A 25,174-nucleotide genomic window follows, 5' to 3' on the forward strand; every position below is an offset into this window, starting at 1 on the left:
TGCTATTGATTCCAAAATGCCATAAATGGCTATCTAGAATGCAGCCCGAACCTCGCAGAAAACAGCGAGGATCAGGATTACCAAATGGTATCGAATTTATTTTCTATCCCATTTACGGACTCATTAGAATTGTTATTGCAATATTCAAGTAAGTCTTACAGATACGTTAATTCCCTCTTATCGAACCCAACTTATTCCAAATATCTGGCGTTAAAAACGTGGTTACCAGCTTATTCAGATCTACATAACGCAATATACCTTTAAGCTGATTGTTGATTTCAGGATTCTTTAAAATTTCCTCACCCGTACTACGTCCGAGTCCCTGAAAACTATTCCCCACAGCCTCCAGACCTTCTGCCTGAATTACCGCTTTGGTCTGTGCCGAACATTGCTCAACTAAAATACGCTGTAATACTGAAGCCAGATTTTTATCCAGACTTTCCTTCTGCTGGGCTGATACATTGCTATAGGCTTTTAAGTCCGGATGTGCAGACAAGGCCACAAAGGTCCATTGCATCACCGTGGTTTTATCGGCAGTTGTGGTAGACCTCTCCAGACAATTACTGAGCTGATCGACCGTTGGGCCTGCATTTGCTATTTGCACTACTCCCAACAAGGCAGTTGCCATCAGCGCAGAACGAACGATTTGGGAAAATCTGTGGCTTACAGGGGAAACATGGCGAGACATAAGCAAACTCCGATGAACAGTTTGCCCTTTGTACCACAAAGCATAACAGTTCATCTGTTATTGCATTGCAAAATCAATCTGATTTTTAGCAAAGTACTTGGCGCGTTGATTATGCTAGGCATTCACCCAATTTCAAAATAAAAATGCCACGTTCCTAAAGCGTGGCATTCTTATCGATTAAAGTCAGATTCTTTTAATTGAGCTGTTTCAACATATTCTTAGCACCCGCATGATTATATTGCGATGCCAGTCCGTTCAGGACGCGTTGAGCCTGTCCTTTGGCATTTGGAAAACGGCTGCTATACGTCGAAATACTGGTCAGACAACGCGCCACCAACATACCGGATTCAGTATAAACCCGCGTTCCTTCTGTGCCTTGCTGCTTGCCATAGTTATAAGCACGCTGAGCATTATTACAGGCATTATTCAGGTTTCTACCATTATTAATGTCACGCCGGGCAGTCACATACAGCTTCATTTGCTGCTGTTGTGGGGTTTCGTTCACACTTGCACGTGGAGCGGCAACTGTCACCGGCTTAGGCTCTTTCTTCTCAACTTCGACTTTGGCCAGTTCTTTGCGCTCAAGCTCTTTACGATCGTGGTCTTTCTGTTCTACTGTTGGTTTTGCTGTTACAGACGTTTTGGCAGTAGCCGTTGCCTTCACCACATTGACCTGTTTCTTGGCTGTCTTCGCAGTGCTCGCAGCCGCCTGATAAAAATTATGTGCTTCAGCTGTTTTCATCAGTCGGGTCAGCAACCGAACGTTACGGGTCTTGCTATTATTTTCTGCCTGACGTTCCGCAACAGGTTCAATCGACACAATCCAGCTTTCCGCAAGATCACCCATCGTACATTTATAGGCACCGATTCCCTGTACAACACCTCGATTTGCAGCGAGACGTGTACGCTGGGCAGAATCATTCACCAGACCAAATTTGCTCTTATACAGCAGGGATAACTTGCCCCCCTGTTCATGGCAATATTGCGTCATGACGGAACGTGGATACATGGCCTGAGTGGTATTATGGCGCTGTTGTTGATCCCATAGATAGACATAGTCTTTCGCCTTGCCATCTGGCTGATTGATGCCCCGTTTCACAATCAGTTCCTGAGGACTGTGAAAAGGATGTAATATATTTTTCTTTGCGCCTTGCATGCTATTACACGCTGCCAAGCTCATTGTTATTGTTATCAATAAAAATACTTTCAGTTTCACCGTAGATATCTCAACCCAAAGCATTCACATAAAATAATGCAAAACTGTGCAAACAACAAATACAAGCATCTGATTAATAGAATTATTTTTAAATTTAAAAATATCAAAAATGATAACTATGAGACATTTTAATGGTTATTTTTGAAATTATTTGCATTAACTTTCATGTGGTGCAGTATTATTTTTGAGATAAAACCTGCTCAAGAAAAAAGACCAAAGAAGGAAGTACGTACTTCTTTGGTCACTCATCTGGCAGGCTGGATCGAGCTTTTATACTTGCATAGCAAACCACTCTCCACCATCCGCATTCAGTTTATGAGCATTAAAATACTTAATTTTCATCAACGTACATTTATTATTTTTATACGTCAGCGGGGTTGAAAATTAAGTACCAAACACGTTTGGCCCTTAGGATTCTAGTCAAGCGAATATTCACTGAATATCCCCAAATTGGGAGGTTTTACAAATATTTTGCCTATAACTGACCGTTCATCGGATACTCCGGCCAATCCTGAGTTGATATAAAAAAGACCCGCCATAAGGCTGGTCTTTTTAAAATACCAAACACTATTTTTTAATGAATATGAGATTCAAACGCTTTCAGACGCTTGTAGATCGACATTAACTCGATAATCTTTGGCCAAGACAAAATCAGGTACTGGAATGATTCACGGACCTTATTAAACACATTCAGGATCTGCATCATCAGACCTAAAGTAATTACTCCCGCTGCAATACTCGGAAATAGCACAAACAGGCCATAGATATTGTCGAGCTGCAAATACCAGATCCGTACCATATTGAAATAGGCATAGTGGAAATACAGGCGGAAATAATTCCAGCGCACCCGGCTAAACAGCTCTTTTAGTGTCAGTGGCTGGGCACGTTCGGCATGATCTTCCCCATATACCAGTTCTTTACGGTAAGCCGCTTCGACTTTCTGGTTATTAAACTCCAGTCCTGGCAGTTTCATACCAACGACCATTAATACCACTGTACCAAAGACCGCCCAGCCCAAGGATGCCCAGACCAGCGCGTGACTAATCTCACCCACAATGGGTAAGGTCTTGACGTGACTTGAAAGCTTATACAGAACTGGCAAAAAAGCCATCAGCAACATAAACGATTCAATAAAGGAAACGCCGAGTTCTTCAGTACTGCGAGCAAAGCGCATGGTATCTTCCTGAATACGCTGTGAAGCCCCCTCAATATGCCGCAGCTTTTCCCAGTAAGCCGTATAGTAATCATTCATTGCTGTCCGCCAACGGAACACATAATGACTGACAAAGAACATGTTAAATACTGCCAGGGTGACATAAATCATCGCGATATAGATAAAGACCAATGCGCCCTGATAGAGCAAAGTTACGTCCCCACCACCACTGGTCAGCATCTTCTGTATCTGGTCATAGAACGGACTGTACCATTCATTCAGCACAACATTGACCTGAACCCCAAACCAGATATTGAACAGGATAAAGGCCGAACCCCACACCGACCAGCGCTGCCAGGGATGACGCGCTACCACATACCAGAATCCTGCAAAAAGCGCAGTTGCAGTCAGGAACCAGAGATAGAACCACAGGAATTTCTGTGACCAGAAACGGCTGATATCAATCGCCATCGTCGCTTCATGGTAGCCTTCGCTAAAACCCACATAACTGCCCCAGCTTGAACCTCCACTATGCCAGATCGCGAGGTTGATAAAGAACCACACCACCACGCTGAGAAAAAACCAGACGGGTTTTGGAAAGAAAGACTTAAACATGTCCTTTGCATGCTCCTTATTTTTAGTAGACCTCAGGTCAATCAATCATGATGAAATCTGCAGCAGTGTAAAGCAGTTCATAACAGGTTTTTCAACCTGATCAAAAAAATATCTGCCTGAAAACTGCTTATTTTTATCAATCTATTTGTAAGCATGAATCATTATGTGTGTAGTGAACTGAATACTTATGTGACGCATCCTGTGATCCATCTTTTGTTGGTTTTAACATCAGTTAACAAGCCTGTACAGAATAGATACGATATATGGTTATTTTCCATCCTACACTACAGCGATATGCACTATTGAAAGAGATCATTCCAATTTTTCATTTTGCAAAAACTATTAAATAACAAAGAAAAATTATGCTATCCTTGAATGAATAGTAAACATAATAACCGCGGGAAGTTAACTCATGGAAAGCTCTGTAATTGAACTACTGAAGCCAATCACCTTGGAAAAAGAAAACTGCACGCCAATTATTTATGAAGAAGGTACAGTGCTGAAAGTAGTTATGCAAACACCAACCAGTCTATTGGTCACTACAGACAACCAGTTTAACTTTACTGTTGCACTAAAAGATGAAAATACAATCTGGAGAGAATTGTAATTCTGCTGATTCAAAGTTTGGTCTGGGTTGTTGTATGTTTTACTTCTTCTCCTGAATACAGATCAACACCTGCCTGACAGTATTATTATTTTAATCCTAAAGCTGAAAACAGATAAAAAAACCTCCCATCACATCGGGAGGTTTTTTTATTGTCTTAAGAAAAATGTAGAATCTTGAGACCTACTACACAATCAATATGCCAGCTTTAGCAGGAAGCGGAAAAAGCCTGCAATGAGAGCCATTGTGACAAAGCCTGCAAGCCATAACACAATAAACCAACCTGCCCGATTCAGTTTCATCCTGTTTCCTCCACAAGCCTAATGATAGCCATCATCACCTACCCGTACCTTATCCCGGAACACCCAATAAGACAGACCGGTATAAAACAGGATAATTGGGATGAGGATCAATGCACCAATCAAGGAAAACAGCTGACTGCTTTGCGGTGCGGCGGCTTCCCAAAGGGTAACACTTGGCGGAATGATATAAGGCCAAAGGCTAATGAGAAAACCGGTGTAAGCCAGGATCACCAGCGCCAAGGTATAGATGAACGGTGCAAATTCCTGACGGCGTTTACAGGCACGCAGCGCCATAAATGTAAATAATACAACCAGTATCGGCACCGGACTAAAATAGAAAATCTGTGGTTGACTAAACCAGCGCTCGGCAATCTGTTGATGTGCCAATGGCGTATACAGACTAACTGCTCCAAAGACCAGTAATAACACAATGATAAGTTTTGGCATCAGCTGGAACATCTTGTCCTGTAACTCGTGGTCGGTTTTAAAGATCAGCCAGCCACAACCTAGGGTTGCATACAGGATTACTACACCTACTCCGGTAAACAGCGAAAATGGGGTCAACCAGTCCAGTCCACCACCACTATAAATGCCATTCGTAGTTTTAATGCCCTGGATATAAGCACCAAGAATTACGCCTTGCAAGAAAGAGGTCAGAAGCGAACCGCCAATAAAAGCGATGTCCCACCAGTGCCTGCCACGATGTGCCTTAAAGCGAAATTCAAAAGCAACTCCTCGGAAAATCAGTGAGATAACCATCAGGATAATCGGCATATATAGCGCGGACAGCACGGTTGAATAGACCAGTGGAAAGGCTGCAAACAGACCTGCTCCACCGAGTACCATCCAGGTTTCATTACCATCCCAAACCGGTGCCACGGTATTCATCATCACATCGCGTTCATGCTGATCCTTAAAGAAGGGAAAAAGAATGCCTATACCCAGGTCAAAGCCATCCAGTACCACATACATCAGTACACCGAGCGCGATGATCGCAATCCAGATCAATGACAGGTCAATCATTTGTTATTCTCCTGATCACGTTGAGCACGGTCATCCTCTTCATTTTGCTCAAAGGTACTCATTGGACGTTTAGAGGCACGGATGACTTCACCCTCAGTATGCGGACGGGCATGGATAAATTCTGGTCCCTTATGCATCATTTTCAGCATGTAATAAATCCCGACACCAAATACGACACAATAGACCACTACAAAGATAATCAGAGTAAGTCCTACCTGTTCAGCTGATACAGGTGAGAGTGCATCACGAGTGCGCATAACCCCATAGACCACCCATGGCTGACGGCCCACTTCCGTAGTAAACCAGCCTGCCAGTAAAGCAATAAATCCGGAAGGTCCCATGAAAAAGGCGAATCGGTGCAACCAGCGGGCTTCATAGAAACGACCCGTTTTACGCAAGATCAGACCCGCCAGCGCCATCAAAAGCATCAGCATGCCCAGACCGACCATGATGCGGAAGCTCCAGAACACTACCAGCGAGTTTGGGCGGTCTTCAGGCGCAAAATCTTTTAGACCCTGCACTTCACCGTCCATACTATGGGTCAGAATCAGGCTGCCCAAGTTTGGTATGCCGATAGCATATTTGGTTTCTTCGGCTTCCATATCTGGAATACCAAACAGATAAAGTGGCATGCCTTCACCACGGTTAGTTTCCCAGTGTCCTTCAATCGCAGCAATCTTGGCTGGCTGATATTCACGGGTATTTAAACCATGAAAATCTCCTACAATTACCTGTAGGGGTGCCAGCACCAGAATCATCCACATCGCCATGGAAAAAGACTTTTTGACCAGTGCATCACGGCGACCTTTAAGTAGATGCCAAGCAGCTGTAGCCGCTACCAGCAGTGCCGAAACCAGAAAGGCAGCAATCCCCATATGCAATAGACGATACGGAAAAGACGGGTTAAACACGATAGCAAACCAGTCCTGCGGCATGATGATGCCATTTTCAATAATAAAACCCTGCGGGGTCTGCATCCAGCTATTAGAGGACAGAATCCAGAACATGGAAATACAAGTGCCGAGGGCAACCATTACCGTAGCAAAAAAATGGGTTTTCGGACCGACCCGATCCCAGCCAAAGAGCATGATACCGAGGAAACCGGCTTCCAGGAAAAAAGCCGTTAAGACTTCATAAGCCAGTAGCGGTCCAGTGACACTTCCAGCCACCCTGGAAAATTCACTCCAGTTGGTGCCGAACTGATAACTCATGACCACACCAGAGACCACCCCCATACCGAAGGCCAATGCAAAGATTTTGATCCAGAATTTAAACAGATCCCGGTAAACCGGATCCTGGGTTTTCAGCCAGCGCCATTCCAGGACGGCCAGAAAGCTGGCCAAACCGATGGAAATCGCAGGGAAAATAATATGAAAGGAGACAGTAAAGGCAAATTGAATACGTGCCAGTTCCAGCGCAGTTAAACCTAAATCCATGTCATCACCTTATTGTAGAAGTTGTTGGTGAGAGAACTTCAGCTTAAACAGCTGAAATGGCTTCATTATTTTGTAGTTTAGGCCGTATACGATTTTCACAATGTTGCAAATCTGTAGGACTTTAATATCTGCATTCTGCCCTTTTTCCAAGCTGAGCGGCTTCGCTCCGCCATGGGTCAGCCATGCGAAATTTGTGATATTCATGTTATTTCACTCTTTAAAACGTTTTAGATAGCGGCAAGGTCATGCCTTACCGGACTTGGCGTATTAAAGCGTGACAGGAGGTGCCCTGCCTTGCGGTAGCAAATACAGCCGTTGCAGGGAAAAATAGACATGTCGGTAAGCGGATTTATAGAAACTCAGCTTTACCTGAATCCGGTCAATGACCTCATCAATACCAAAATTAAACGGCAGAACAATGTCACCATATACGGTACAGTACTGGCATTGATGGTTATGTTCATTATGGTCATGATGATGGCCAGATTCGGCCCCCAGATGGTCAATCAACGCATGATAGCTTGCGTGTACATGCTGATGCTGCTTCGGTGAGAGAAGATTATGTGTAATAGAGAGACAGACCGGGGCAATATGGTATTGCTCCGGTAATAGCGGCTGTAAATATACGGCAAACTGTAATAGCAGCGTTGCACATGCCAACAGTAATCCACTACGTTTCAGCAAAACATTCTCTCGAATTGACCGAAGTAAAGAAATATTGAGGCTTAGCTTAGATCAAAATCCAAGCATTATACTCAACTTTAATATTACAACCTTATAATATATATATTTATTATGAAAGCCTTATTTTCATTCTTAATTTTTATAGATTTTTGAATATAAGAAATTAATTTTCATGTTCCAGAGCTTATTCATCTCAGGAAAAGCACAACCGCATACTTTGAACAGGAATGCGCCGAGCCACAAAAATAATATCTAAATTGAGAATTTCATCTTGTTACAGTAGCAGGATCAGACAGAGAGCTACGCTTCAACTTAAAATATTTTCTGGCAGAAAAAAGTTTAGCTGAATGACCACCCTGTCCGGATCAGGCAGGCCTTTGTTGCAGTACGCTATAAATTTCACATTCTCGACAGCCCAAGTCCGGTCAACAGAAACTGTTCCGGATGAATTTTCTTTATTGCATAGCGCCATACTACCAGGCTAAAACAGAACTTCAGATTTCCTGAAATACCGGAATATCTAGCCACTGTGCATTTGGAAAATCCTTTTGCAAACATTGCTGCAGATACTGAATAGTATCCTGTGCAATGACTTCATCCTGGGCATCATCGGCATGGTTAAATGCCAGCGCATACAGCTCAATCTTACGCTGTTTGAGCAGTTCCAGACTGAGCAGAGTGTGATTGATACTGCCAAGACGACCTGAGGTTACCAGAATGACAGGAAGCTGCTGTGCGGCAATATAGTCTACGGTGAGCAGGTCTTCTGTCAGTGGCACCATCAGACCACCTGCTCCTTCCAGCAGAACACGGTCAAACTGTGCGGCCAGTTGCTGTGTGGCCTGTTCAATTTTTTGAAAGTCTACTGGACGCTGGTCCAAACGTGCTGCTAGATGGGGCGATGCCGGATAGCTATAAATTTCCGGCATAGTCAGCTTTTGCTGATCTTCTGGGAGCAAGCCGCAGCCCATGATCTTGCGATGCTGTTCGATATCTTCAGACAAATCAGTGTTGCCAGTCTGGATCAACTTCTGGGTAATAGTACGGATGCCCTGCGCATTCCAGATTTTGGCCAGAAAACCGGTAGCATAGGTCTTGCCAATACCAGTATCTATACCGCTGATAAAATAGATGTTTGCGTTCATGAGCGCTTCCGTGCAATGAGATAAATCGGGTGATAGGTCAAAGGATACTTCTGGCTATCTGGTAGCTGGAATTGTTGATATTGCTCATAAAAAAGCCGCAAAGAAGATTTGCTCCAGCGAAAACTATCTGCCGTCGCCTGTACGCCGGTGGCCTTGATATGTTTCAGTACCTCGCGAGGATGTTCAAATTCCAGAATCAGGCGCTGCTCCTCCTGCATCAGGACCTCATAACCACAAGATTCCAGCAGTTCAACCATTTGTGGAAGTGAGCGATATTTCAGCCCCTGTCCAGTCAATGCCTTAATTTCTGTTAAATTGTCCTGCGCATAGCTGGCAAAGCAGAACCAGCCGGACGGATTTAAAGCCTGATGAATTTTCACAAATAAAGTGTCCAGATGCTGCACCCATTGCAAGGCAGAACAGGACACCACCAGATCCAGCGATTGTGGCAGTGGCAAAGTTTCGATATTGCCAATTCCCCAGTAAATCCGGCCATCTTCCTCAAAATGCTGTTTAACTTCTGGATAAAGGTCATTTAAAAACAACTGGTCGAAACTGTAATGCTGCATTAACTGGCGGGTAAACAGGCCTGAACCACAGCCAATTTCCAGAATACGCTGTAAATTTACCGCAATATGCGCTTGCATATACTGGACCAGTTCCATTGCTACCCGACGCTGGGCAATAGCATGCTGTTCATAGCTGGACTGTGCCTGAGCAAAGCGCTGCGCGACCTGATCAGTTTTCATCGTGGCAACTCCTGCAGAGCATCCAGCAACTGTTGCAGCTGTACCGGACTGACCTGCTGATGTAAACAGATTCGCAATCTGGAAGTGTTTTTAGGTACAGTCGGTGGACGTACTGGCAGGACATAAAAACCCTTTTGCTGTACATATTCTGCTGCAGCGACGGTTTTGGCTGCATCGCCAATAATTACCGGTACAATTTGAGAGCTGGATGGACAAGCATAACCCAAGGCCTGAATACTTTGATGACAGCACCTGGCCAGACTGCCAAGCTGTTGGCGCTCTTCCCTCATTGCTTGCATTTTCTGGAAAATAAAATGCGTCCAGGCCATACAGATTGGGGGCTGCGCAGTACTAAAAATTAGCGGACGCATGCTGTTGATCAGATATTCACGAATGAGCGGATGACAGACCAGATAGCCACCGACTGAAGCCAGCGCCTTGCCAAAAGTCCCGACCAGCAGGTCAATCTGGTCTATGACCTGATACTCCTCAGCACAACCCAGCCCGTGTTCACCACGCACACCAATGGCATGGGCTTCATCCACATACAGCATAACCTTATCAAATTGCTGTTTGAGTGCTACCAATGCACCGAGATCCGTTTCATCACCATCCATACTAAAAATGGATTCAGTGACGACAATGATGCGCTGAATATTATCATCTGCCTGATACTTTACTAAAAGCTGTTGTAGATGTTCCAGATCATTATGCCGGTAGCGTACATAGCTGGCATTGGATAAACGGATACCATCAATGATGCTGGCATGTACCAGCTTGTCGGCAATAATAATGGTCTTGCTATCCGCCAATGCTGGCAGAATCCCGATATTCATATGATAGCCGCTATTAAACAACAGCACCGAACGACCAAAAACCTGCGCCATGCTGGTCTCCAGCTGTTCATAAGCCGGGAAATTTCCAGTCAGCAGGCGCGAAGAACTGGCACTCATCTGTCGTTCAGCAAGCGGTGTCAGATCAAAAAATTCTTCCCGTAGCTGCAGATTGGCCGCCAGACCGAGATAGTCATTGGATGCCAGATTCAGCATCTCAATCCCATTCAACTGAAGATAAGGCTGGCTGGAAATCCCCTGTTTAAACTGGCGATACTGGCCCTGCTGTTTCAAATCATCCAGTTGCTGCTGAAAATATTCCAGATGCTTCATGCTGTTGCTCCCATTGCCTGAATCATCTCGCACATATGCGTCAGTAGAATTTTAAGTTGTTCAGCAGAAATCACAAATGGTGGCATCACATAGACCAACCGACCAAAGGGACGAATCCATACACCACGGCGTACACATTCTGCCTGGAAGCTAGCCAGATCAACAGGTTGCTGTAGTTCCACGACTCCAATCGCGCCAAGTACGCGGATATCAGCAACCTGTGGCAAGACATTTAATGGCTGTAAATGGTCTTTTAATACTTGTTCAATCTGTTGCACTCTTGCCTGCCAGTCCTGTGACAATAAAAGCTGGGTGCTTTTGAGTGCCACTGCACAGGCCAGTGGATTCGCCATAAAGGTCGGGCCATGCATAAATACGCCTGCTTCACCACTGGAAATGGTTTCTGCGACATGCGCAGTCGTCAGTGTGGCTGACAAGGTCATATAACCGCCAGTCAGCGCCTTGCCCAGACACATGATATCCGGGCTAACACCCGCATGTTCACAGGCAAACAGTTTGCCGCTCCGACCAAAACCAGTCGCGATTTCATCCAGAATTAACAGAATATTGTAACGATCACACAGCTGACGTACCTGGCGCAGGTATTCTGGATGATACAGGCGCATACCACCTGCTCCCTGCACGATCGGCTCAATAATCATGGCTGCAATCTGTTCATGCTTTTCTGCTAATAATTGTTCCAGTGGCTGGATATCATCAACTTGCCATTCACCATCAAAACGGCTTTGTGGTGCCGGGACAAAATAACGGTTTGGCAGACTGGAACCAAAAATCTGGTGCATGCCCGTGACCGGATCACAGACCGACATGGCATTCCAGGTATCGCCATGATAACCGGAGCGAGTAGTCACAAAATTGCTTTTCTGCACCTGACCACGCGCATGCCAGTATTGCACCGCCATTTTCAATGCTACTTCCACAGCGACCGAACCAGAGTCGGCATAGAAAATCCGATCCAGTGGCTCTGGGGTAATTTCGATCAGCAGTTTGGCCAGATCAATCGCCGGCTGATGGGTCAGGCCACCAAACATGACATGTGACATGGATTGCAACTGGGTCTGCACCGCCTGATTCAGCTCTGGATGGTTATAACCATGGATCGTGCACCACCAGGACGACATCCCGTCGATCAGCTGTGTGCCATCTTCCAGTTCAATTACAGCACCATGTGCCGCCCTCACCTTGTAACAGGGCAAAGGATGAGTCATGGAAGTATATGGATGCCAGATATGCTGCTGATCAAAAGAATCGTGCACGGAAAATAACCTAAACAATAGCGCTGTCCTGATCTTAACGGTTTAATTCTGAAATGAACATCTAGCTGACCTTTAGCATTTTTCTGATTAACGAAGTTTTTGTAAAAATTGCAAGATTGGCTCAATGACCAAACTGGTATCGAACAGGATAGCATCGTGCGCAGCTGAAATTTTTACCAAGTTCAGATGATCTGCATTGAAATGTGCAATATTTTGTATAATTTTGCAGGGAACTAACATATCGTTCTCAGAATTTATAAATAGCATCTTGCCAGGATAGCTTTTTAAGATATCTACCAAATTTAATTGTTCTAAAAGATAGAGATAAGCCTGCTGATAGGATAAATCAATATTTACCAACTGCTCTTGTAAATGTTTTGCCCGTTCTCGTGGTGCTACTGAACCCAAAGTGACCAGTGCACAGAAGCGTTTTAGAGCCTGTTGAGGTTGTAACATCACCGCATGTTTAAATTGCTCATACTGCACTTTGGGCATAGCATGAGGCCAGTTTTCTTGCGCCACAAAGCAAGGGTTTGACATACAGGCAATTACGGGCTTGGCGACTTGTATCTGCTGATAGATTGCATTAGCCAATAACAATGCTAACTGCCCGCCAAGTGACCAGCCAATCAGTACATCTTTATCAGCTGCAGCCTGTACCTTTTCTGCCAGTACTGCTGCATTATTCGGGTCAAAGATATCCCAGACTTCGATCTGATGCTGTGGTGTTAACTGCTGTTCTAGCTGCTGTACAAATTCATTCAGTACCTGAGTCCCCAGTCCCCAGCCGCTGATGAGCAGAATTTTCATCAATCCTGTTCCCTATTTTTTATCATCTATTCAATAAAAAAGGGATCAATCTCTTCCGGAATGATCCCTGATATACAGCTGCAAAATTTAAGCAGGCTGCATGGCATCCATAGCAAGCTCGCGGCCGGTTTTCTTCGGTGCTTCCGCTTTTAGCCCCAGTTTGGCAAACAGGGCTTTGTCCTTGCCTTCACCACTATTCGGTGCAGTCAGTAATTTATCACCTGAGAACAGTGAGTTAGCACCTGCCATGAATGCCAGGGCCTGATCGGAATCAGATAGAGATTCACGGCCTGCAGACAAACGGATATAGCTTTTTGGCATGATGATACGAGCTACGGCAATCGTCCGGATCCAGTCAATCACATCCAGTTTTTCTACATCAGCGAGCGGTGTTCCTTCGATTGGCACCAGCATATTAATTGGCACCGATTCTGGGTGAATTGGCATGGTCGCCAGTTCAAACAATAATCCCACACGGTCCTGTTTACCTTCACCTAACCCGACAATCCCGCCACTACATACATTAATTCCAGCTGAACGGACATGGTCTAAAGTATTTAAGCGATCGTCAAAAGTTCGGGTGCTAATGACATTCGCGTAATATTCACGCGAAGTGTCGAGGTTATGATTGTAATAATCCAGTCCAGCATCTTTTAAACGTTCTGCCTGAGAGGCATTCAACATACCTAAGGTCATGCAGGTTTCCATACCCAGCTTTTTTACTTCCTGGATCAATTCCAGCACATAAGGCATATCGCGCTCATGCGGATTCCGCCATGCTGCGCCCATACAGAAACGGGTCGATCCTGATTCTTTCGCCTGTTTTGCTTCAGCAATCGCTTTTTGTACCTCTACTCTTTTTTCAATTTCCAGATCTGTATCGTAATGGGCAGACTGGGAGCAGTATTTACAGTCTTCCGGACAACGACCGGTTTTAATAGAGAGCAAGGTGCTGACCTGTACGGTATTGGCATCAAAATGCTCACGATGAATTTGCTGTGCCTGAAATAGCAGATCCATCAGTGGTTGATCATAAAGTGCCTGAATCTCGTCACGCGTCCAGTCATTGCGAATCATAGTCTCAACATCAATGTTAAAAAGGAATGCAGAAATAATACGCGGTTTTTTAAAAAATGGTTTAGCCTTTTCTATCAAAATTCGAGGGAATGACGCTAATTTATAAGCTGAGCTTTTCAATCAATTACAATTTTATGCTGCAAGATTTTATGATTTAAGCTGCTTTAATCCTTATTATTTATATATAAAACTTATAAATAAAATTCTCAATTTCTGTCTTGATAAAGATTAATAATGAATTTGCAACTTACTCACTACCAAGCTCCCAAAAGCCAGTAAAACCAAGCTTATGGCAGAAAATTTAGAGCCCTTGGCTCTAAAAATCCAAGGGCTTTTTTATAAAAGTATTGTTTAACTCAAGCTGACAATTCATTAAAGTTTAAATCTGAGTCGGTACAAATAAAAAGCGCGAGATTTTTAAAATTTAGCTCAATCTATGTCTATTCATAAAGTGACTCATTTCATCGGAAACATCAGATATACAAGCTGTATCAGTCCACATGACTTAACCACGAATCGCTGCCTGAATTATTGCTACATCAATTTTCTTCATTTTAAGCATGGCATCAAATGCCCTTTTTGCTACTGCTGGATCTGGACTGTAAGATGCTTCAAGTAAAGCCATGGGGATAATCTGCCAGGAAATTCCCCATTTATCCTTACACCAGCCGCATTCACTTTCTTGCCCACTATTGTTCACAATCGCATTCCAGTATCGGTCCGTTTCTTCCTGATCTTGTGTGGCCACTTGAAAGGAAAAAGCTTCATTATGCTTAAATTCTGGCCCACCATTTAAACCAATACATGGAATACCCAATACCGTAAAATTGACTGTAATGACATCTCCCTTTTTTCCTGACGGATAATCTCCAGGGGCAAGGACTATTGCCCCTACTGATGAGTCTGGAAAGGTTTGCGCATAAAACCGTGCAGCCTCTTCAGCATCGTGATCGTACCAAAGGCAGATGGTATTTTTTGCAATATTCATGATCTCACCTCTGCGTAGAGATTAAGAGATGACGCATTTGTTTAGCCCTGCTTTACGCTTTTGAGTGGCTAAACAAATTTATTTGTGCGTTCTATATTCGACCTAAGCTGGCAAAAGGCCAGTTTCTTTATTGTGTTTTTATTCTTCGAATTGTAATAACAGGCACTTCTTGATCTGTCGAGGTCCAAGTCGACCATATGCCTTGCTTTTTCATTTGCGCTGATTACAGACCGCTACTTTGAAAATACCTTAATGGTCGGAAACTCCATTTCTATGACAATGCGGTGGCCGAGGTAATTGGTGTTTTCCTACTGTATAAAGGCTGCCAGTATCTATCGTGAAAGTATAAAAGTGGAAAAACTGACAGATTAAATTCCTTTCAAGCAGTAAGACCTTTAACCATTTAAGGGGCCTTTTCTTTCTTTGTGGAAAATCAATTTAAAACCAAGTTCTGCATATTTCAATTTTTCAGGTTCTTTTCCTAAAAACCTGAGCTCAGCAAGCCTTGCAAAATAGCTCGTTTAAGACGACTTAGCCTTACAAAAAGCTACATTTACTGTGCATTAATTTCCTGGAATTATCCAAAAAATATTTTTTATGAATAACATTAATTTATGTTATAAATTACCCCATTATTTTACTTTATTATTTATTACGTAATTAAATTACGTATTGAATAATATCTTATATCCAGTATGATGAGGTAAATTCCTTCTTTTTCTTGTGTGCATCAGGAATCGATGCAGTTCAGCAAGTCAAAGAAGTCAGGCAAACGGATTTGTCTACTCAATATAAAATGGCAGTGATACATCCGTGAGCCCTGAACAAGACAGTAAAAGATGAGCAATAGGATTGCTTCTAAAAAATGAGGATGTTGTATGAATGAATTAGCCAATCCATTAGAACTGTGTGGATTCGAATTTATTGAATTTGTATCTGAAGATGGTCAGCTGGATCCAGTTTTCCAAGCCATCGGATTCACTAAAGTGGCGAAGCATAAATCGAAAAATGTCTATTTATGGCGCCAAGGCAATATTAATATCATTCTGAATTATCAGCCTGAATCATATGCAGCATTTTTCTATAAAGAGCACGGTCCTTCTGCTTGTGCAATGGGCTTCCGTACCAAGAATGCTGCGAAAGCTTTTCAAAAGGCGATTGAAATCGGTGCAGAACCAATTTACAGCAAAATTGGTCCAATGGAACTTAACATCCCTGCAATTAAAGGAATCGGTGGCTCTCCAATCTTCCTGGTCGATTGTGACATTTACCAAAATGATTTTATCTTCTTCGATAATGTTCCATCGCGTCCAGTCGGCACAGGCCTGAATGAAATCGATCATTTAACGCATAACGTTTATAAAGGTCGTATGCAGTACTGGGCAGATTTCTATGAAAAGATTTTCAACTTCCAGGAAATCCGCTACTTCGACATCAAAGGTGAATACACTGGCCTGACTTCTAAGGCACTAACAGCACCAGATGGTAAGATCCGTATTCCACTAAATGAAGATTCTGACAAAGGTAATGGCCAGATCGCTGAATTCCTGAATGAATTCAATGGTGAAGGTATTCAGCACATTGCCTTTATCTGTGATGACCTGCTTGAGACCTGGGACAAGCTGAAAGCTTTAGGCACCAAGTTCATGACGCCACCGCCAAGCACTTATTATGAAATGCTGGATGAGCGCTTGCCGAACCATGGTGAGCCTGCGGATGAGCTGCAAAAACGCGGCATTCTGCTCGATGGCAATACCAAAGATGGTAACAAACGCCTGCTGTTACAGATTTTCTCTGAAAATATGATTGGCCCGGTGTTCTTTGAATTTATCCAGCGCAAAGACGATGATGGTTTCGGTGAAGGTAACTTTAAGGCCTTATTTGAATCAATCGAACGTGATCAGATCAAACGTGGTGTTTTAGACATTTCTAAAGCCTGACCTTTTTAAAACCATACCGGTGTCTATGTAGTCTCATATGCATCGGTATGGTTGCCTCTGTTTCAACGTATACGCTCGTATAACACTTAAGATTCTGCATCGATGACGGCATAAAAATAATAAAGCACATCATAGTTCAGCACTTAATCTCACATGGATGATGAATAAAAATGCAGCATATTGAACAAGGAAACCTGAAAAAAGGTTTAAGTAACCGGCATATTCAGCTCATCGCACTCGGTGGTTCAATTGGTACCGGACTGTTTCTTGGAATTTCACAAACGATCAAGCTTGCTGGGCCTTCTGTTATTTTAGGTTATGCCATTGCAGGCTTGATTGCCTTCTTAATGATGCGCCAGCTGGGTGAAATGATTGTACATGAACCTGTGAGCGGTTCTTTTAGTCATTTCGCTTATAAATACTGGGGCAAATTTGCCGGATTTATGTCGGGCTGGAATTACTGGGTACTGAATATTCTGGTCTGTATGGCCGAATTAAGTGCCGTCGGTCTTTATATCCATTACTGGTGGCCAGAAATTCCGACCTGGGTCTCTGCCCTCGGCTTCTTTATTTTCATTAATGTAATCAACTTACTTCACGTAAAATTATTCGGAGAAATGGAATTCTGGCTAGCGATCATTAAAGTCGGTGCCATTATTGCCATGATTGCTTTCGGCAGTTATTTACTGGCCAGTGGCAGTGGTCATAGCCAATCCAGTCTGGAAAATTTGTGGCAATTAGGTGGCTTCTTCCCCAATGGGATTATGGGTCTGATTATGGCGATGGCCATGATCATGTTTGCTTTTGGCGGTATTGAACTGGTCGGCATTGCAGCGGCAGAAACAGATAACCCGAAAAAAACCTTGCCTAAAGCAGTGAACCAGATTGTTTACCGTGTTCTGTTATTTTATATCCTAAGCCTGGTGGTGATTTTATCGCTTTACCCTTGGAACATGATGGCACAAGGTGGTAGCCCATTTGTGATGATTTTTGATTCTCTCGGCAGTCAAACAGTTGCTGGTGTTTTGAATTTCGTGGTGTTAACCGCAGCGGTTTCGGTATATAACAGTACTAACTACTGTACCAGCCGTATGCTGTTAGGCTTAGCCCAACAAGGTAATGCACCGAAGTTCTTAAGCAAGATTAATCAGCGTGGCATCCCTGTGAATGCAGTGATGGTTTCAGCGTTTTTCACCTTGATGTGCGTTTTATTAAATTATCTGGTGCCGGAAAAAGCCTTTAGCATGTTGATGATGCTGGTGGTTGCTGCCATCGTGATTAACTGGCTTGTTATTTCCTATACTCATTTGAAATTCAAGACATCTATGAACCGCATGCAGACCAAAACCGATTTTCCAAGTGTGGCTTATCCATTCACCAACTATTTATGTATCGCATTTATGGGCGGTATTCTGCTAATTATGAGCAGCACCCCGGACATGCGTGTGGCTGTCATCATGATTCCGGTCTGGATTGGTATTCTCTCGGTTGCCTACTTCTTTAAGCGCAAACAGGAGTCTCAGACTGCTATTTTAGATAACAGCAAAATTAGCACCTTACCAGAAGCGTAATCGCATATTGATTAGATTAGGATAGATTCATGTTTCAACATATTGATACTTATGCCGGCGATCCGATTCTCTCTTTAATGGAAGAATTCAACAAAGATCAGCGTAGTAACAAAGTCAACTTAAGCATCGGCCTATATTACAACGAAGACAATATTGTGCCGCAACTAGACTCAGTGCAAAAAGCCTATACTTACCTGACCCCTGACTATCATAAAGTCCGTGTTTATTTGCCGATGGATGGTCTGAACAGCTTTAACCAGGCTGCACAGGAATTAATTTTTGGAACCTCCAGCCCTGCCCGCGAGCAAGGTCGTGTGGTCACGATTCAGACTTTGGGTGGCTCAGGTGCACTAAAAGTCGGCGCTGACTTTTTAAAGAAATATTTTCCAGAATCTGAAATATGGGTGAGCCAGCCGACTTGGGAAAACCATATTGCGATCTTTAACGGTGCGGGTATTCAAACCCATTTCTATCCTTATTATGATGCTGAAACCAATGCCGTTAATGTCCCGGCGATGCTGGATTGCTTAAAACAACTGCCCGCTCACAGTATTGTGTTAATGCACCCATGCTGTCATAACCCGACTGGTGCAGATTTACAGCCACATGAATGGGATCAGGTCATTGAAGTATTAAAATCTCAATCCTTAATTCCGTTCCTAGATATGGCGTATCAAGGTTTCGGTCAGGGTCTGGAACAAGATGCCTATGCCATTCGTGCACTTGATCAAGCCGGTATGAATTTCATCGTCAGCCATTCATTTTCCAAAATCTTCTCTTTATATGGAGAACGGATTGGTAGCTTAAGTTTTGTTTGCGATGATTCCACAAGCGCACAAAATGTTTTAGGCCAGTTAAAAGCCACAGTTCGCCGGATTTATTCAAGTCCAGCGGCCAATGGTGCGCTATTGGTCAGTCAGGTGTTAAATACTCCTGAACTGTTTCAGCAATGGCAGGTTGAAGTTGAAGAAATGCGCCAGCGTATTTTACGCATGCGTGGCTTACTCAAAGAAAAATTGTCTCAGGCATTGCCAGAACTTGATTTCAGCTACCTGACTCAACAGCAAGGTATGTTTAGCTATACTGGTTTAACTGCTGAGCAAGTGGATCTGTTAAAACAGCATTATGGTATTTATCTGGTTCGTAGTGGCCGGATGTGTACAGCAGGCCTGAACCTCAGCAATATTGATTATGTTGCCGAGTCGATGGCTGCTGTGATTAAAATGCAAAGTGAAGCTGAACCGTTGATTGCTTAGAAATAATTAAGTTGTTAGAAGCCTTCTAATTCTAATATTGGAAGGCTTTTTTATGGATCTTGCTTTATTCTTTTTTTAAATTAAAAGCGAGTGATCATCTTGGTTTTGTGTTGCAAAAATAAAATCATTTTTAATCCTATTTAGCGATCAAAATCTTGATAAAAAAGATCCAATCCCTGAATCAGATCTGGATCTGTGAAATAAGTTCAGGTTTAGAAAACTTATCTGCAATAAATGAAAGTTTTAGACAGTAACCTCTGGATTAAACAAGCCATCAATCTGTTTTTGGATTCCAAGCAGATAATCAATAGCTTCTTGCATCTGGTCTGCTGGCAACTGGTCTTCGGTACCAATACAAGTAATTACATGATCGAGCTGGCGACTAAAGCTAAACACTGGAATTGCCACGGCATGGATGCCTGCCATCATATCGCCAGTGACTGAGGCATAGCCCTGCTGTAGAATTTTCTCTTTAAGTTGCGAGAATTCTTTCCAGTTCGCAGGATATTGATCTGCTTTAGCGCTACTCGCCCACTCTTTTTCCAGCAAAGGCTTGATGATGTGTTCTGGCTGAAGGCAGGCATGTAAACGACCAGTTGCCGACTTTAGTAAAGGCATACGTGAGCCGACCCGGGTAATGATATTAAATACGTGGTTAGATTCAAGTGACTGAACCACGACGGCACCATCGGCAAACCATTTACTGACATGAATACTGCAATTTAAATGCTGCTGAATCTGCATAATATATTTTTGGGTTAATTCCAGCATATCGGTACGTTTTAAAGCATTGACGCCAAATGCGTGAGCACGCTCACCCAGACTATAACGTCCATCACTGAGCTGCTGGGCATAACCTTTACGTATCAGACTCACCACATAGCGATGCACTTTTGCAGGATGCATGGACAGGACTTCTGACAGCTCTTTTAACATCATCGGTGCATTATGTTCAGTCAATGCATCGAGCACAGTTAATCCTACTTCTAGAGACTGCACCCCTCCCTGTAATTTTTCTTCCTCAACGTTCATCGTTTCATCCTGCATATACGCATTAATTTTCATGGTTCTATCAAGCCATTGTACTACTGAAATCAAAAATCTTGCTCAGCCAAATCTGATTCCAGATTCAGATCATAGCGGCATTTTAACAAATTTACATTATTCATAATCAAATTATTTATTGCGTAATTTAAAAATATAAGTATGATTCTGTATAGAACTTAAATTTTCCACGGAAAGGATCCATATTTATGACGACGCGTTTAAAGTCATTTGTCGACATCGCTCCTGATTCAGATTTCCCTTTAGAAAACCTGCCTTATGGTATTTTCAGTGATAAGCAGAATGCTCAACCACGTGCCGGAGTTGCACTTGGAGAATGGGTGGTTGACCTGGCAGCATTGGAAGCAAAGGGTTATTTAAAGCTGGAACAAGGCCAGCAATTTTTTAACCAGCCAACCTTGAATGCTTTTATTGAGTCGGGTAAAGCCAACTGGTCTAAAGTACGAGCAGAGTTACAGACGCTGTTGTCAGCAGATCATGCCGAATTGCGTGATAATCAGGAACTCCGTGATCAGGTTTTCTTTAACCAGTCAGATGTCAAAATGCATCTGCCGGTGCATATCCCGAGCTATACCGATTTCTATTCATCGAAAGAGCATGCCACCAATGTCGGCTGTATGTTCCGTGATCCGAAAAATGCATTGTTAGCAAACTGGTCAGAACTTCCAGTCGGTTATAACGGCCGTGCCAGCTCCGTAATTGTGAGCGGTACAGAGATCGTGCGTCCATCTGGACAGATCAAATTACCGGATTCTGATCGTCCAGTCTTTTCAGCATGTCGCAAACTCGACTTCGAACTGGAAACCGGTTTTATTATTGGCAAGCCAAATCATCTAGGTAAGCCCATTGCGATTGAAAATGCCTGGGACCATATTTTTGGTATGGTGCTATTCAATGACTGGTCTGCACGTGACTTGCAGCAATGGGAATATGTACCGCTAGGTCCATTTAACGCCAAGACTTTTGCCTCTTCGATCTCGCCATGGGTCGTGACTTTGGAAGCACTTGAACCGTTTAAAACCAGTTCACCAGTTCAAGATCCCAAACCTCTGACTTATCTGCGTGAAGACAACAGCAGCAATAGCTATGACATCAATCTGTCTGTCGAGATCCAGACTGAAAATTCAGATCAAGCAGATGTGATCTGTAAGACCAACTTTAAATATATGTACTGGTCAATGGCACAGCAGCTGGCTCATCACACCATTGCAGGCTGTAATGTACAGGTTGGTGATCTGATGGGTTCAGGCACGATTTCCGGCTCTACGCCAGACTCTTATGGTTCATTACTGGAAATTACCTGGAATGCCACCAAGCCACTTACCTTGTCGAATGGTGAACAGCGCACTTTCATTCAGGACGGCGACACCGTAATCATGAAAGGCCATTGTGAAAAAGATGGCCTTCGTATCGGTTTCGGTGCTGTGAGCGGCAAAATTCTGCCAGCGCTTGATTTCGGTTTTAGTGAATAAGCTGGAGTGAAATCATGATCATGAAACTATATACCTATTTTCGCAGTTCAGCCGCTTACCGGGTTCGTATTGCGCTCCACCTGAAAGGAATCGAAGCAGAACATATTCCGGTTCATCTGGTAAACAACGGCGGCGAACAGCATAGTGAAACGTTTCGACAGGTCAATCCGGGTGAGCTGGTGCCTGCCTTAATTGAAGATGATTTCACGCTGACCCAGTCGCTCAGCATGATTGAATATCTGGAAGAAAAATTTCCGGAAACTCCCCTGTTGCCCAAGGATTTGCAACAGCGTGCGCTGATTCGGGCCTTTAGTCTGAATATTGCCTGCGACATTCATCCCTTAAATAACCTGCGTGTACTTCAATACCTTAGTAAAACCCTGAATGCCAGCGATGAACAGAAAACCGAATGGTACAGACACTGGGTCATCACCGGTTTAAAAGCGCTCGAAGCTCAATTAACGCTTTCAAATGGTCAATTCTGTTTTGGAGATCAGCCGAGTCTTGCAGATTGCTGTCTGATTCCACAAGTGTATAACGCCAAACGTTTCAACATCGATCTTTCTGATTTTCCGAAAATTGAATCGATTTATGAACATTGCAATTCACTAGATGCATTTCAAAAAGCTGCACCTGAAGCGCAGCCTGATGCAGCATAAGAATATATAAGGATATAAGTATGACCATTCAAATTGAAAAAATCCACCATGTCGCCTACCGCTGTAAAGATGCCAAAGAAACCGTAGAGTGGTACAAAAAAAATCTGAATATGGACTTTATTCTGGCTTTTGCCGAGGATCATGTGCCATCTACCAAGGCTTTCGACCCGTATATGCATCTATTTTTAGATGCAGGTAATGGCAATGTCCTGGCCTTCTTTGAACTACCCACCCAACCGGAAATGGGTCGTGATGAAAACACCCCGAAATGGGTGCAGCATATTGCCCTAAAAGTGAAAGATCGTCAGGCACTGGTTCAGGCAAAAGAACATCTGGAAGCCAATGGCGTAGATGTACTGGGCATTACCAATCACGGCATTTTCCATTCGATTTACTTTTTCGATCCAAATGGCCACCGTCTGGAACTGGCGTATGATGATGAAAAAGCACCGCAAAAAATCGCCATGATTACCGAAGAAATGAAGTATGACATGCTGGAACAATGGAGCAAAACCAAACGTGCACCGTCACATACGCACTTCCTGCATGCAGATGAATTAGACCAGAGCGCTCGCGAAGTCAAGATGGATGCTTAAATTTTTAAAGGAAGGGATTTCTGATGAATAAAGTCGTTGCGAATGCTCAGGAAGCTTTAGTAGATATCGTGGCAGATCATCAAACACTGGCGGTCGGTGGATTTGGTTTATGCGGCATTCCTGAAGCACTCATAGAAGCCTTAAAAAATACCGGTGTCACCGGCCTCACCTGTATTTCTAATAATGCAGGGGTGGATGACTTTGGTTTGGGTAAATTGTTGCGGACCAAGCAGATCAAAAAAATGATTTCTTCTTATGTCGGTGAAAATAAGGAATTTGAACGTCAATATTTAAATGGTGAGCTGGAGGTAGAGCTGACGCCCCAAGGAACACTGGCAGAAAAACTGCGTGCGGGTGGTGCTGGAATTCCCGCTTTCTACACCCAAACCGGTGTCGGCACATTGGTTGCTGAAGGCAAAGAAGTCCGTGAATTTGAGGGTAAAGAATTTATCCTGGAAAAGTCATTAACCGCAGATGTGGCACTGGTCAAAGCCTATAAAGCAGATAAGGCCGGCAACCTGGTCTTCCGTAAAACCGCACGTAATTTCAACCCCGAATGTGCCATGGCCGGGAAGATCACTGTGGCTGAAGTTGAACAGATCGTAGAGATTGGTGAACTTGATCCCGATGATATCCATCTGCCTGGAATCTATGTGAATCGAATTGTCGTTAATGCTTCACCAGAAAAACGCATTGAACAGATGACCTTAAAGGCGGGAGCATAATCATGGCTTGGACTCGAAATCAAATGGCTCAACGTGCAGCACAGGAACTTGAAGATGGGTTTTATGTCAATCTTGGTATCGGTTTGCCAACACTGGTGGCCAACTATATTCCGGACAATATCAACGTCTGGCTCCAGTCTGAAAATGGCCTGTTAGGCATTGATGAATTTCCAACTGTAGAAACCGTTGATGCAGACCTAATTAATGCAGGTAAACAGACGGTGACTGCCCGTAAAGGTGCTGCCTTCTTTTCCAGTGCTGATTCCTTTGCCATGATTCGCGGTGGGCATGTCAATATTGCGATTCTGGGAGCAATGGAAGTTTCCGAAAAGGGTGATCTGGCAAACTGGATGATTCCAGGCAAGAAAGTCAAAGGTATGGGCGGTGCCATGGATCTGGTAGCCGGTGTGCAGAAAGTTGTAGTCCTAATGGAACACACGGCTAAAGATGGTACCTCGAAAATCGTTCCTCAATGTACTTTGCCACTAACAGGTAAAGGTGTGGTCAACCGGATTATTACTGATCTCGGTGTTATGGATATTACTTCAAGAGGAATAGTCTTAATAGAACTGGCCCAAGATGTCACGCTGGAGCAGATTAAAGCTGCAACTGGAGTTGAGCTGATTACGGATAGACTTGAGGCTGCCTGATCTGCTTCTACTGAATAATCAAAGCAGAGGAAGCTGCTTTGATTATCTTCTGAAATATTGCTTTAGCATCGTAATTACACTAAAGATAAAGCATATTTTTCTATAATATTCATGTTCTTGCCGTATAATTTTAAAAATCCCAATAAAATCTCATGAATGTAATTCACTTTATTGGATCAAATAAAATTATCTTTATTTCTATTTAAATAAGTTTGCAGAAAAACTATTTTTTTCTGTTTATTGTTTTTTTATTAAGCTCCTCTGTACACGACAAAAATAGATAACTCATTGAAATAATGTCATAATA

Annotated in this window: 25 protein-coding genes and 1 pseudogene; 10 read left to right on the forward strand and 16 right to left on the reverse strand. The window is 43.3% G+C overall.

Annotated elements, in window-relative coordinates:
- Positions 1 to 166: 166 nt before the first annotated feature.
- The 3 genes from C8322_RS09020 to sbmA form a co-directional block, all read right to left on the reverse strand.
- A complete protein-coding gene (locus C8322_RS09020) occupies positions 167 to 688 on the reverse strand; it encodes a hypothetical protein (protein ID WP_111810539.1) in 522 nt (173 codons plus the stop codon).
- 193 nt (positions 689 to 881) lie between these two features.
- On the reverse strand, positions 882 to 1,868 hold the full coding sequence (locus C8322_RS09025) for a hypothetical protein (protein ID WP_004893365.1): 987 nt from the start codon (positions 1,866 to 1,868) through the stop codon (positions 882 to 884).
- A 610-nt stretch (positions 1,869 to 2,478) separates the two neighbouring features.
- Positions 2,479 to 3,672 (reverse strand): peptide antibiotic transporter SbmA, encoded by a 1,194-nt coding sequence (gene sbmA, locus C8322_RS09035; RefSeq protein WP_004893364.1) that lies wholly within the window; start codon positions 3,670 to 3,672, stop codon positions 2,479 to 2,481.
- Positions 3,673 to 4,084: 412 nt separating this feature from the next.
- Between sbmA and C8322_RS09040 the strand changes: the two genes are divergently transcribed.
- The gene (locus C8322_RS09040; protein ID WP_004810999.1) at positions 4,085 to 4,279 is read left to right on the forward strand and encodes a hypothetical protein; all 195 of its coding nucleotides are present in this window, start codon (positions 4,085 to 4,087) and stop codon (positions 4,277 to 4,279) included.
- Between the two features lie 191 nt (positions 4,280 to 4,470).
- Here C8322_RS09040 and C8322_RS09045 read toward each other — a convergent pair whose 3' ends face one another.
- From C8322_RS09045 to C8322_RS09100, 12 genes are all read right to left on the reverse strand, one after another.
- Positions 4,471 to 4,578 (reverse strand): hypothetical protein, encoded by a 108-nt coding sequence (locus tag C8322_RS09045; RefSeq protein ID WP_017401650.1) that lies wholly within the window; start codon positions 4,576 to 4,578, stop codon positions 4,471 to 4,473.
- A gap of 18 nt (positions 4,579 to 4,596) precedes the next feature.
- On the reverse strand, positions 4,597 to 5,601 hold the full coding sequence (gene cydB, locus C8322_RS09050) for a cytochrome d ubiquinol oxidase subunit II (protein WP_004811002.1): 1,005 nt from the start codon (positions 5,599 to 5,601) through the stop codon (positions 4,597 to 4,599).
- Complete coding sequence (locus C8322_RS09055) at positions 5,598 to 7,037, reverse strand: cytochrome ubiquinol oxidase subunit I (protein WP_004811005.1); 1,440 nt, start codon at positions 7,035 to 7,037, stop codon at positions 5,598 to 5,600. The genes cydB and C8322_RS09055 overlap by 4 nt, the downstream gene beginning before the upstream one ends.
- 9 nt (positions 7,038 to 7,046) lie before the next feature.
- Complete coding sequence (locus C8322_RS09060) at positions 7,047 to 7,241, reverse strand: hypothetical protein (RefSeq protein ID WP_004811006.1); 195 nt, start codon at positions 7,239 to 7,241, stop codon at positions 7,047 to 7,049.
- 63 nt (positions 7,242 to 7,304) lie between these two features.
- Complete coding sequence (locus C8322_RS09065; RefSeq protein WP_004811008.1) at positions 7,305 to 7,721, reverse strand: hypothetical protein; 417 nt, start codon at positions 7,719 to 7,721, stop codon at positions 7,305 to 7,307.
- Positions 7,722 to 8,215: 494 nt separating this feature from the next.
- Complete coding sequence (gene bioD, locus C8322_RS09070; RefSeq protein WP_005221166.1) at positions 8,216 to 8,866, reverse strand: dethiobiotin synthase; 651 nt, start codon at positions 8,864 to 8,866, stop codon at positions 8,216 to 8,218.
- Positions 8,863 to 9,615 (reverse strand): malonyl-ACP O-methyltransferase BioC, encoded by a 753-nt coding sequence (gene bioC / locus C8322_RS09075; RefSeq protein ID WP_005221164.1) that lies wholly within the window; start codon positions 9,613 to 9,615, stop codon positions 8,863 to 8,865. Before bioC ends, bioD begins: the two co-directional genes overlap by 4 nt.
- Positions 9,612 to 10,781, reverse strand: a complete 1,170-nt coding sequence (locus C8322_RS09080) for an 8-amino-7-oxononanoate synthase (RefSeq protein WP_005221162.1) — start codon at positions 10,779 to 10,781, stop codon at positions 9,612 to 9,614. Before C8322_RS09080 ends, bioC begins: the two co-directional genes overlap by 4 nt.
- On the reverse strand, positions 10,778 to 12,058 hold the full coding sequence (bioA, locus tag C8322_RS09085) for an adenosylmethionine--8-amino-7-oxononanoate transaminase (RefSeq protein WP_008305607.1): 1,281 nt from the start codon (positions 12,056 to 12,058) through the stop codon (positions 10,778 to 10,780). Before bioA ends, C8322_RS09080 begins: the two co-directional genes overlap by 4 nt.
- 87 nt (positions 12,059 to 12,145) lie before the next feature.
- On the reverse strand, positions 12,146 to 12,868 hold the full coding sequence (locus C8322_RS09090; protein WP_008305605.1) for an alpha/beta hydrolase: 723 nt from the start codon (positions 12,866 to 12,868) through the stop codon (positions 12,146 to 12,148).
- An 87-nt stretch (positions 12,869 to 12,955) separates the two neighbouring features.
- Positions 12,956 to 13,945 (reverse strand): biotin synthase BioB, encoded by a 990-nt coding sequence (gene bioB / locus C8322_RS09095; protein WP_008305604.1) that lies wholly within the window; start codon positions 13,943 to 13,945, stop codon positions 12,956 to 12,958.
- A gap of 505 nt (positions 13,946 to 14,450) precedes the next feature.
- Positions 14,451 to 14,933, reverse strand: coding sequence for a VOC family protein (locus C8322_RS09100; RefSeq protein WP_004811020.1), 483 nt, complete (start codon positions 14,931 to 14,933; stop codon positions 14,451 to 14,453).
- 216 nt (positions 14,934 to 15,149) lie between these two features.
- On the opposite strand from C8322_RS09100, the pseudogene C8322_RS14590 reads away from it, so the two are divergent.
- From C8322_RS14590 to C8322_RS09120, 4 genes and pseudogenes are all read left to right on the forward strand, one after another.
- Positions 15,150 to 15,305 (forward strand): annotated as a pseudogene (locus C8322_RS14590) (MFS transporter); the annotation flags it as partial.
- Positions 15,306 to 15,811: 506 nt separating this feature from the next.
- Positions 15,812 to 16,873: a 4-hydroxyphenylpyruvate dioxygenase gene (hppD, locus tag C8322_RS09110; RefSeq protein ID WP_004811022.1), complete on the forward strand. Its 1,062-nt coding sequence runs from the start codon at positions 15,812 to 15,814 to the stop codon at positions 16,871 to 16,873.
- Positions 16,874 to 17,043: 170 nt separating this feature from the next.
- A complete protein-coding gene (locus tag C8322_RS09115) occupies positions 17,044 to 18,444 on the forward strand; it encodes an amino acid permease (RefSeq protein ID WP_111810540.1) in 1,401 nt (466 codons plus the stop codon).
- Between the two features lie 29 nt (positions 18,445 to 18,473).
- Complete coding sequence (locus C8322_RS09120) at positions 18,474 to 19,700, forward strand: aromatic amino acid transaminase (RefSeq protein WP_111810541.1); 1,227 nt, start codon at positions 18,474 to 18,476, stop codon at positions 19,698 to 19,700.
- Positions 19,701 to 19,943: 243 nt separating this feature from the next.
- Here the strand turns inward: C8322_RS09120 and C8322_RS09125 are convergent, their stop codons facing one another.
- Complete coding sequence (locus tag C8322_RS09125) at positions 19,944 to 20,765, reverse strand: IclR family transcriptional regulator (protein ID WP_008305601.1); 822 nt, start codon at positions 20,763 to 20,765, stop codon at positions 19,944 to 19,946.
- 188 nt (positions 20,766 to 20,953) lie between these two features.
- Here C8322_RS09125 and fahA point away from each other — a divergent pair, with 188 nt between their 5' ends.
- The 5 genes from fahA to C8322_RS09150 are packed head-to-tail and all read left to right on the forward strand — an operon-like array spanning position 20,954 to position 24,867.
- Positions 20,954 to 22,237, forward strand: a complete 1,284-nt coding sequence (gene fahA, locus C8322_RS09130) for a fumarylacetoacetase (RefSeq protein WP_004811029.1) — start codon at positions 20,954 to 20,956, stop codon at positions 22,235 to 22,237.
- A 20-nt stretch (positions 22,238 to 22,257) separates the two neighbouring features.
- Positions 22,258 to 22,896 (forward strand): maleylacetoacetate isomerase, encoded by a 639-nt coding sequence (gene maiA / locus C8322_RS09135; RefSeq protein ID WP_008305597.1) that lies wholly within the window; start codon positions 22,258 to 22,260, stop codon positions 22,894 to 22,896.
- Between the two features lie 20 nt (positions 22,897 to 22,916).
- Positions 22,917 to 23,492, forward strand: coding sequence for a VOC family protein (locus tag C8322_RS09140; protein WP_004811033.1), 576 nt, complete (start codon positions 22,917 to 22,919; stop codon positions 23,490 to 23,492).
- Positions 23,493 to 23,515: 23 nt separating this feature from the next.
- Complete coding sequence (locus C8322_RS09145; RefSeq protein ID WP_004811035.1) at positions 23,516 to 24,217, forward strand: CoA transferase subunit A; 702 nt, start codon at positions 23,516 to 23,518, stop codon at positions 24,215 to 24,217.
- A 2-nt stretch (positions 24,218 to 24,219) separates the two neighbouring features.
- Positions 24,220 to 24,867, forward strand: coding sequence for a CoA transferase subunit B (locus C8322_RS09150; protein WP_004811036.1), 648 nt, complete (start codon positions 24,220 to 24,222; stop codon positions 24,865 to 24,867).
- The last annotated feature ends 307 nt before the right edge of the window (positions 24,868 to 25,174 follow it).

It is taken from the genome of Acinetobacter sp. SM1B (assembly GCF_003289665.1).
Taxonomy (GTDB): domain Bacteria; phylum Pseudomonadota; class Gammaproteobacteria; order Pseudomonadales; family Moraxellaceae; genus Acinetobacter; species Acinetobacter schindleri.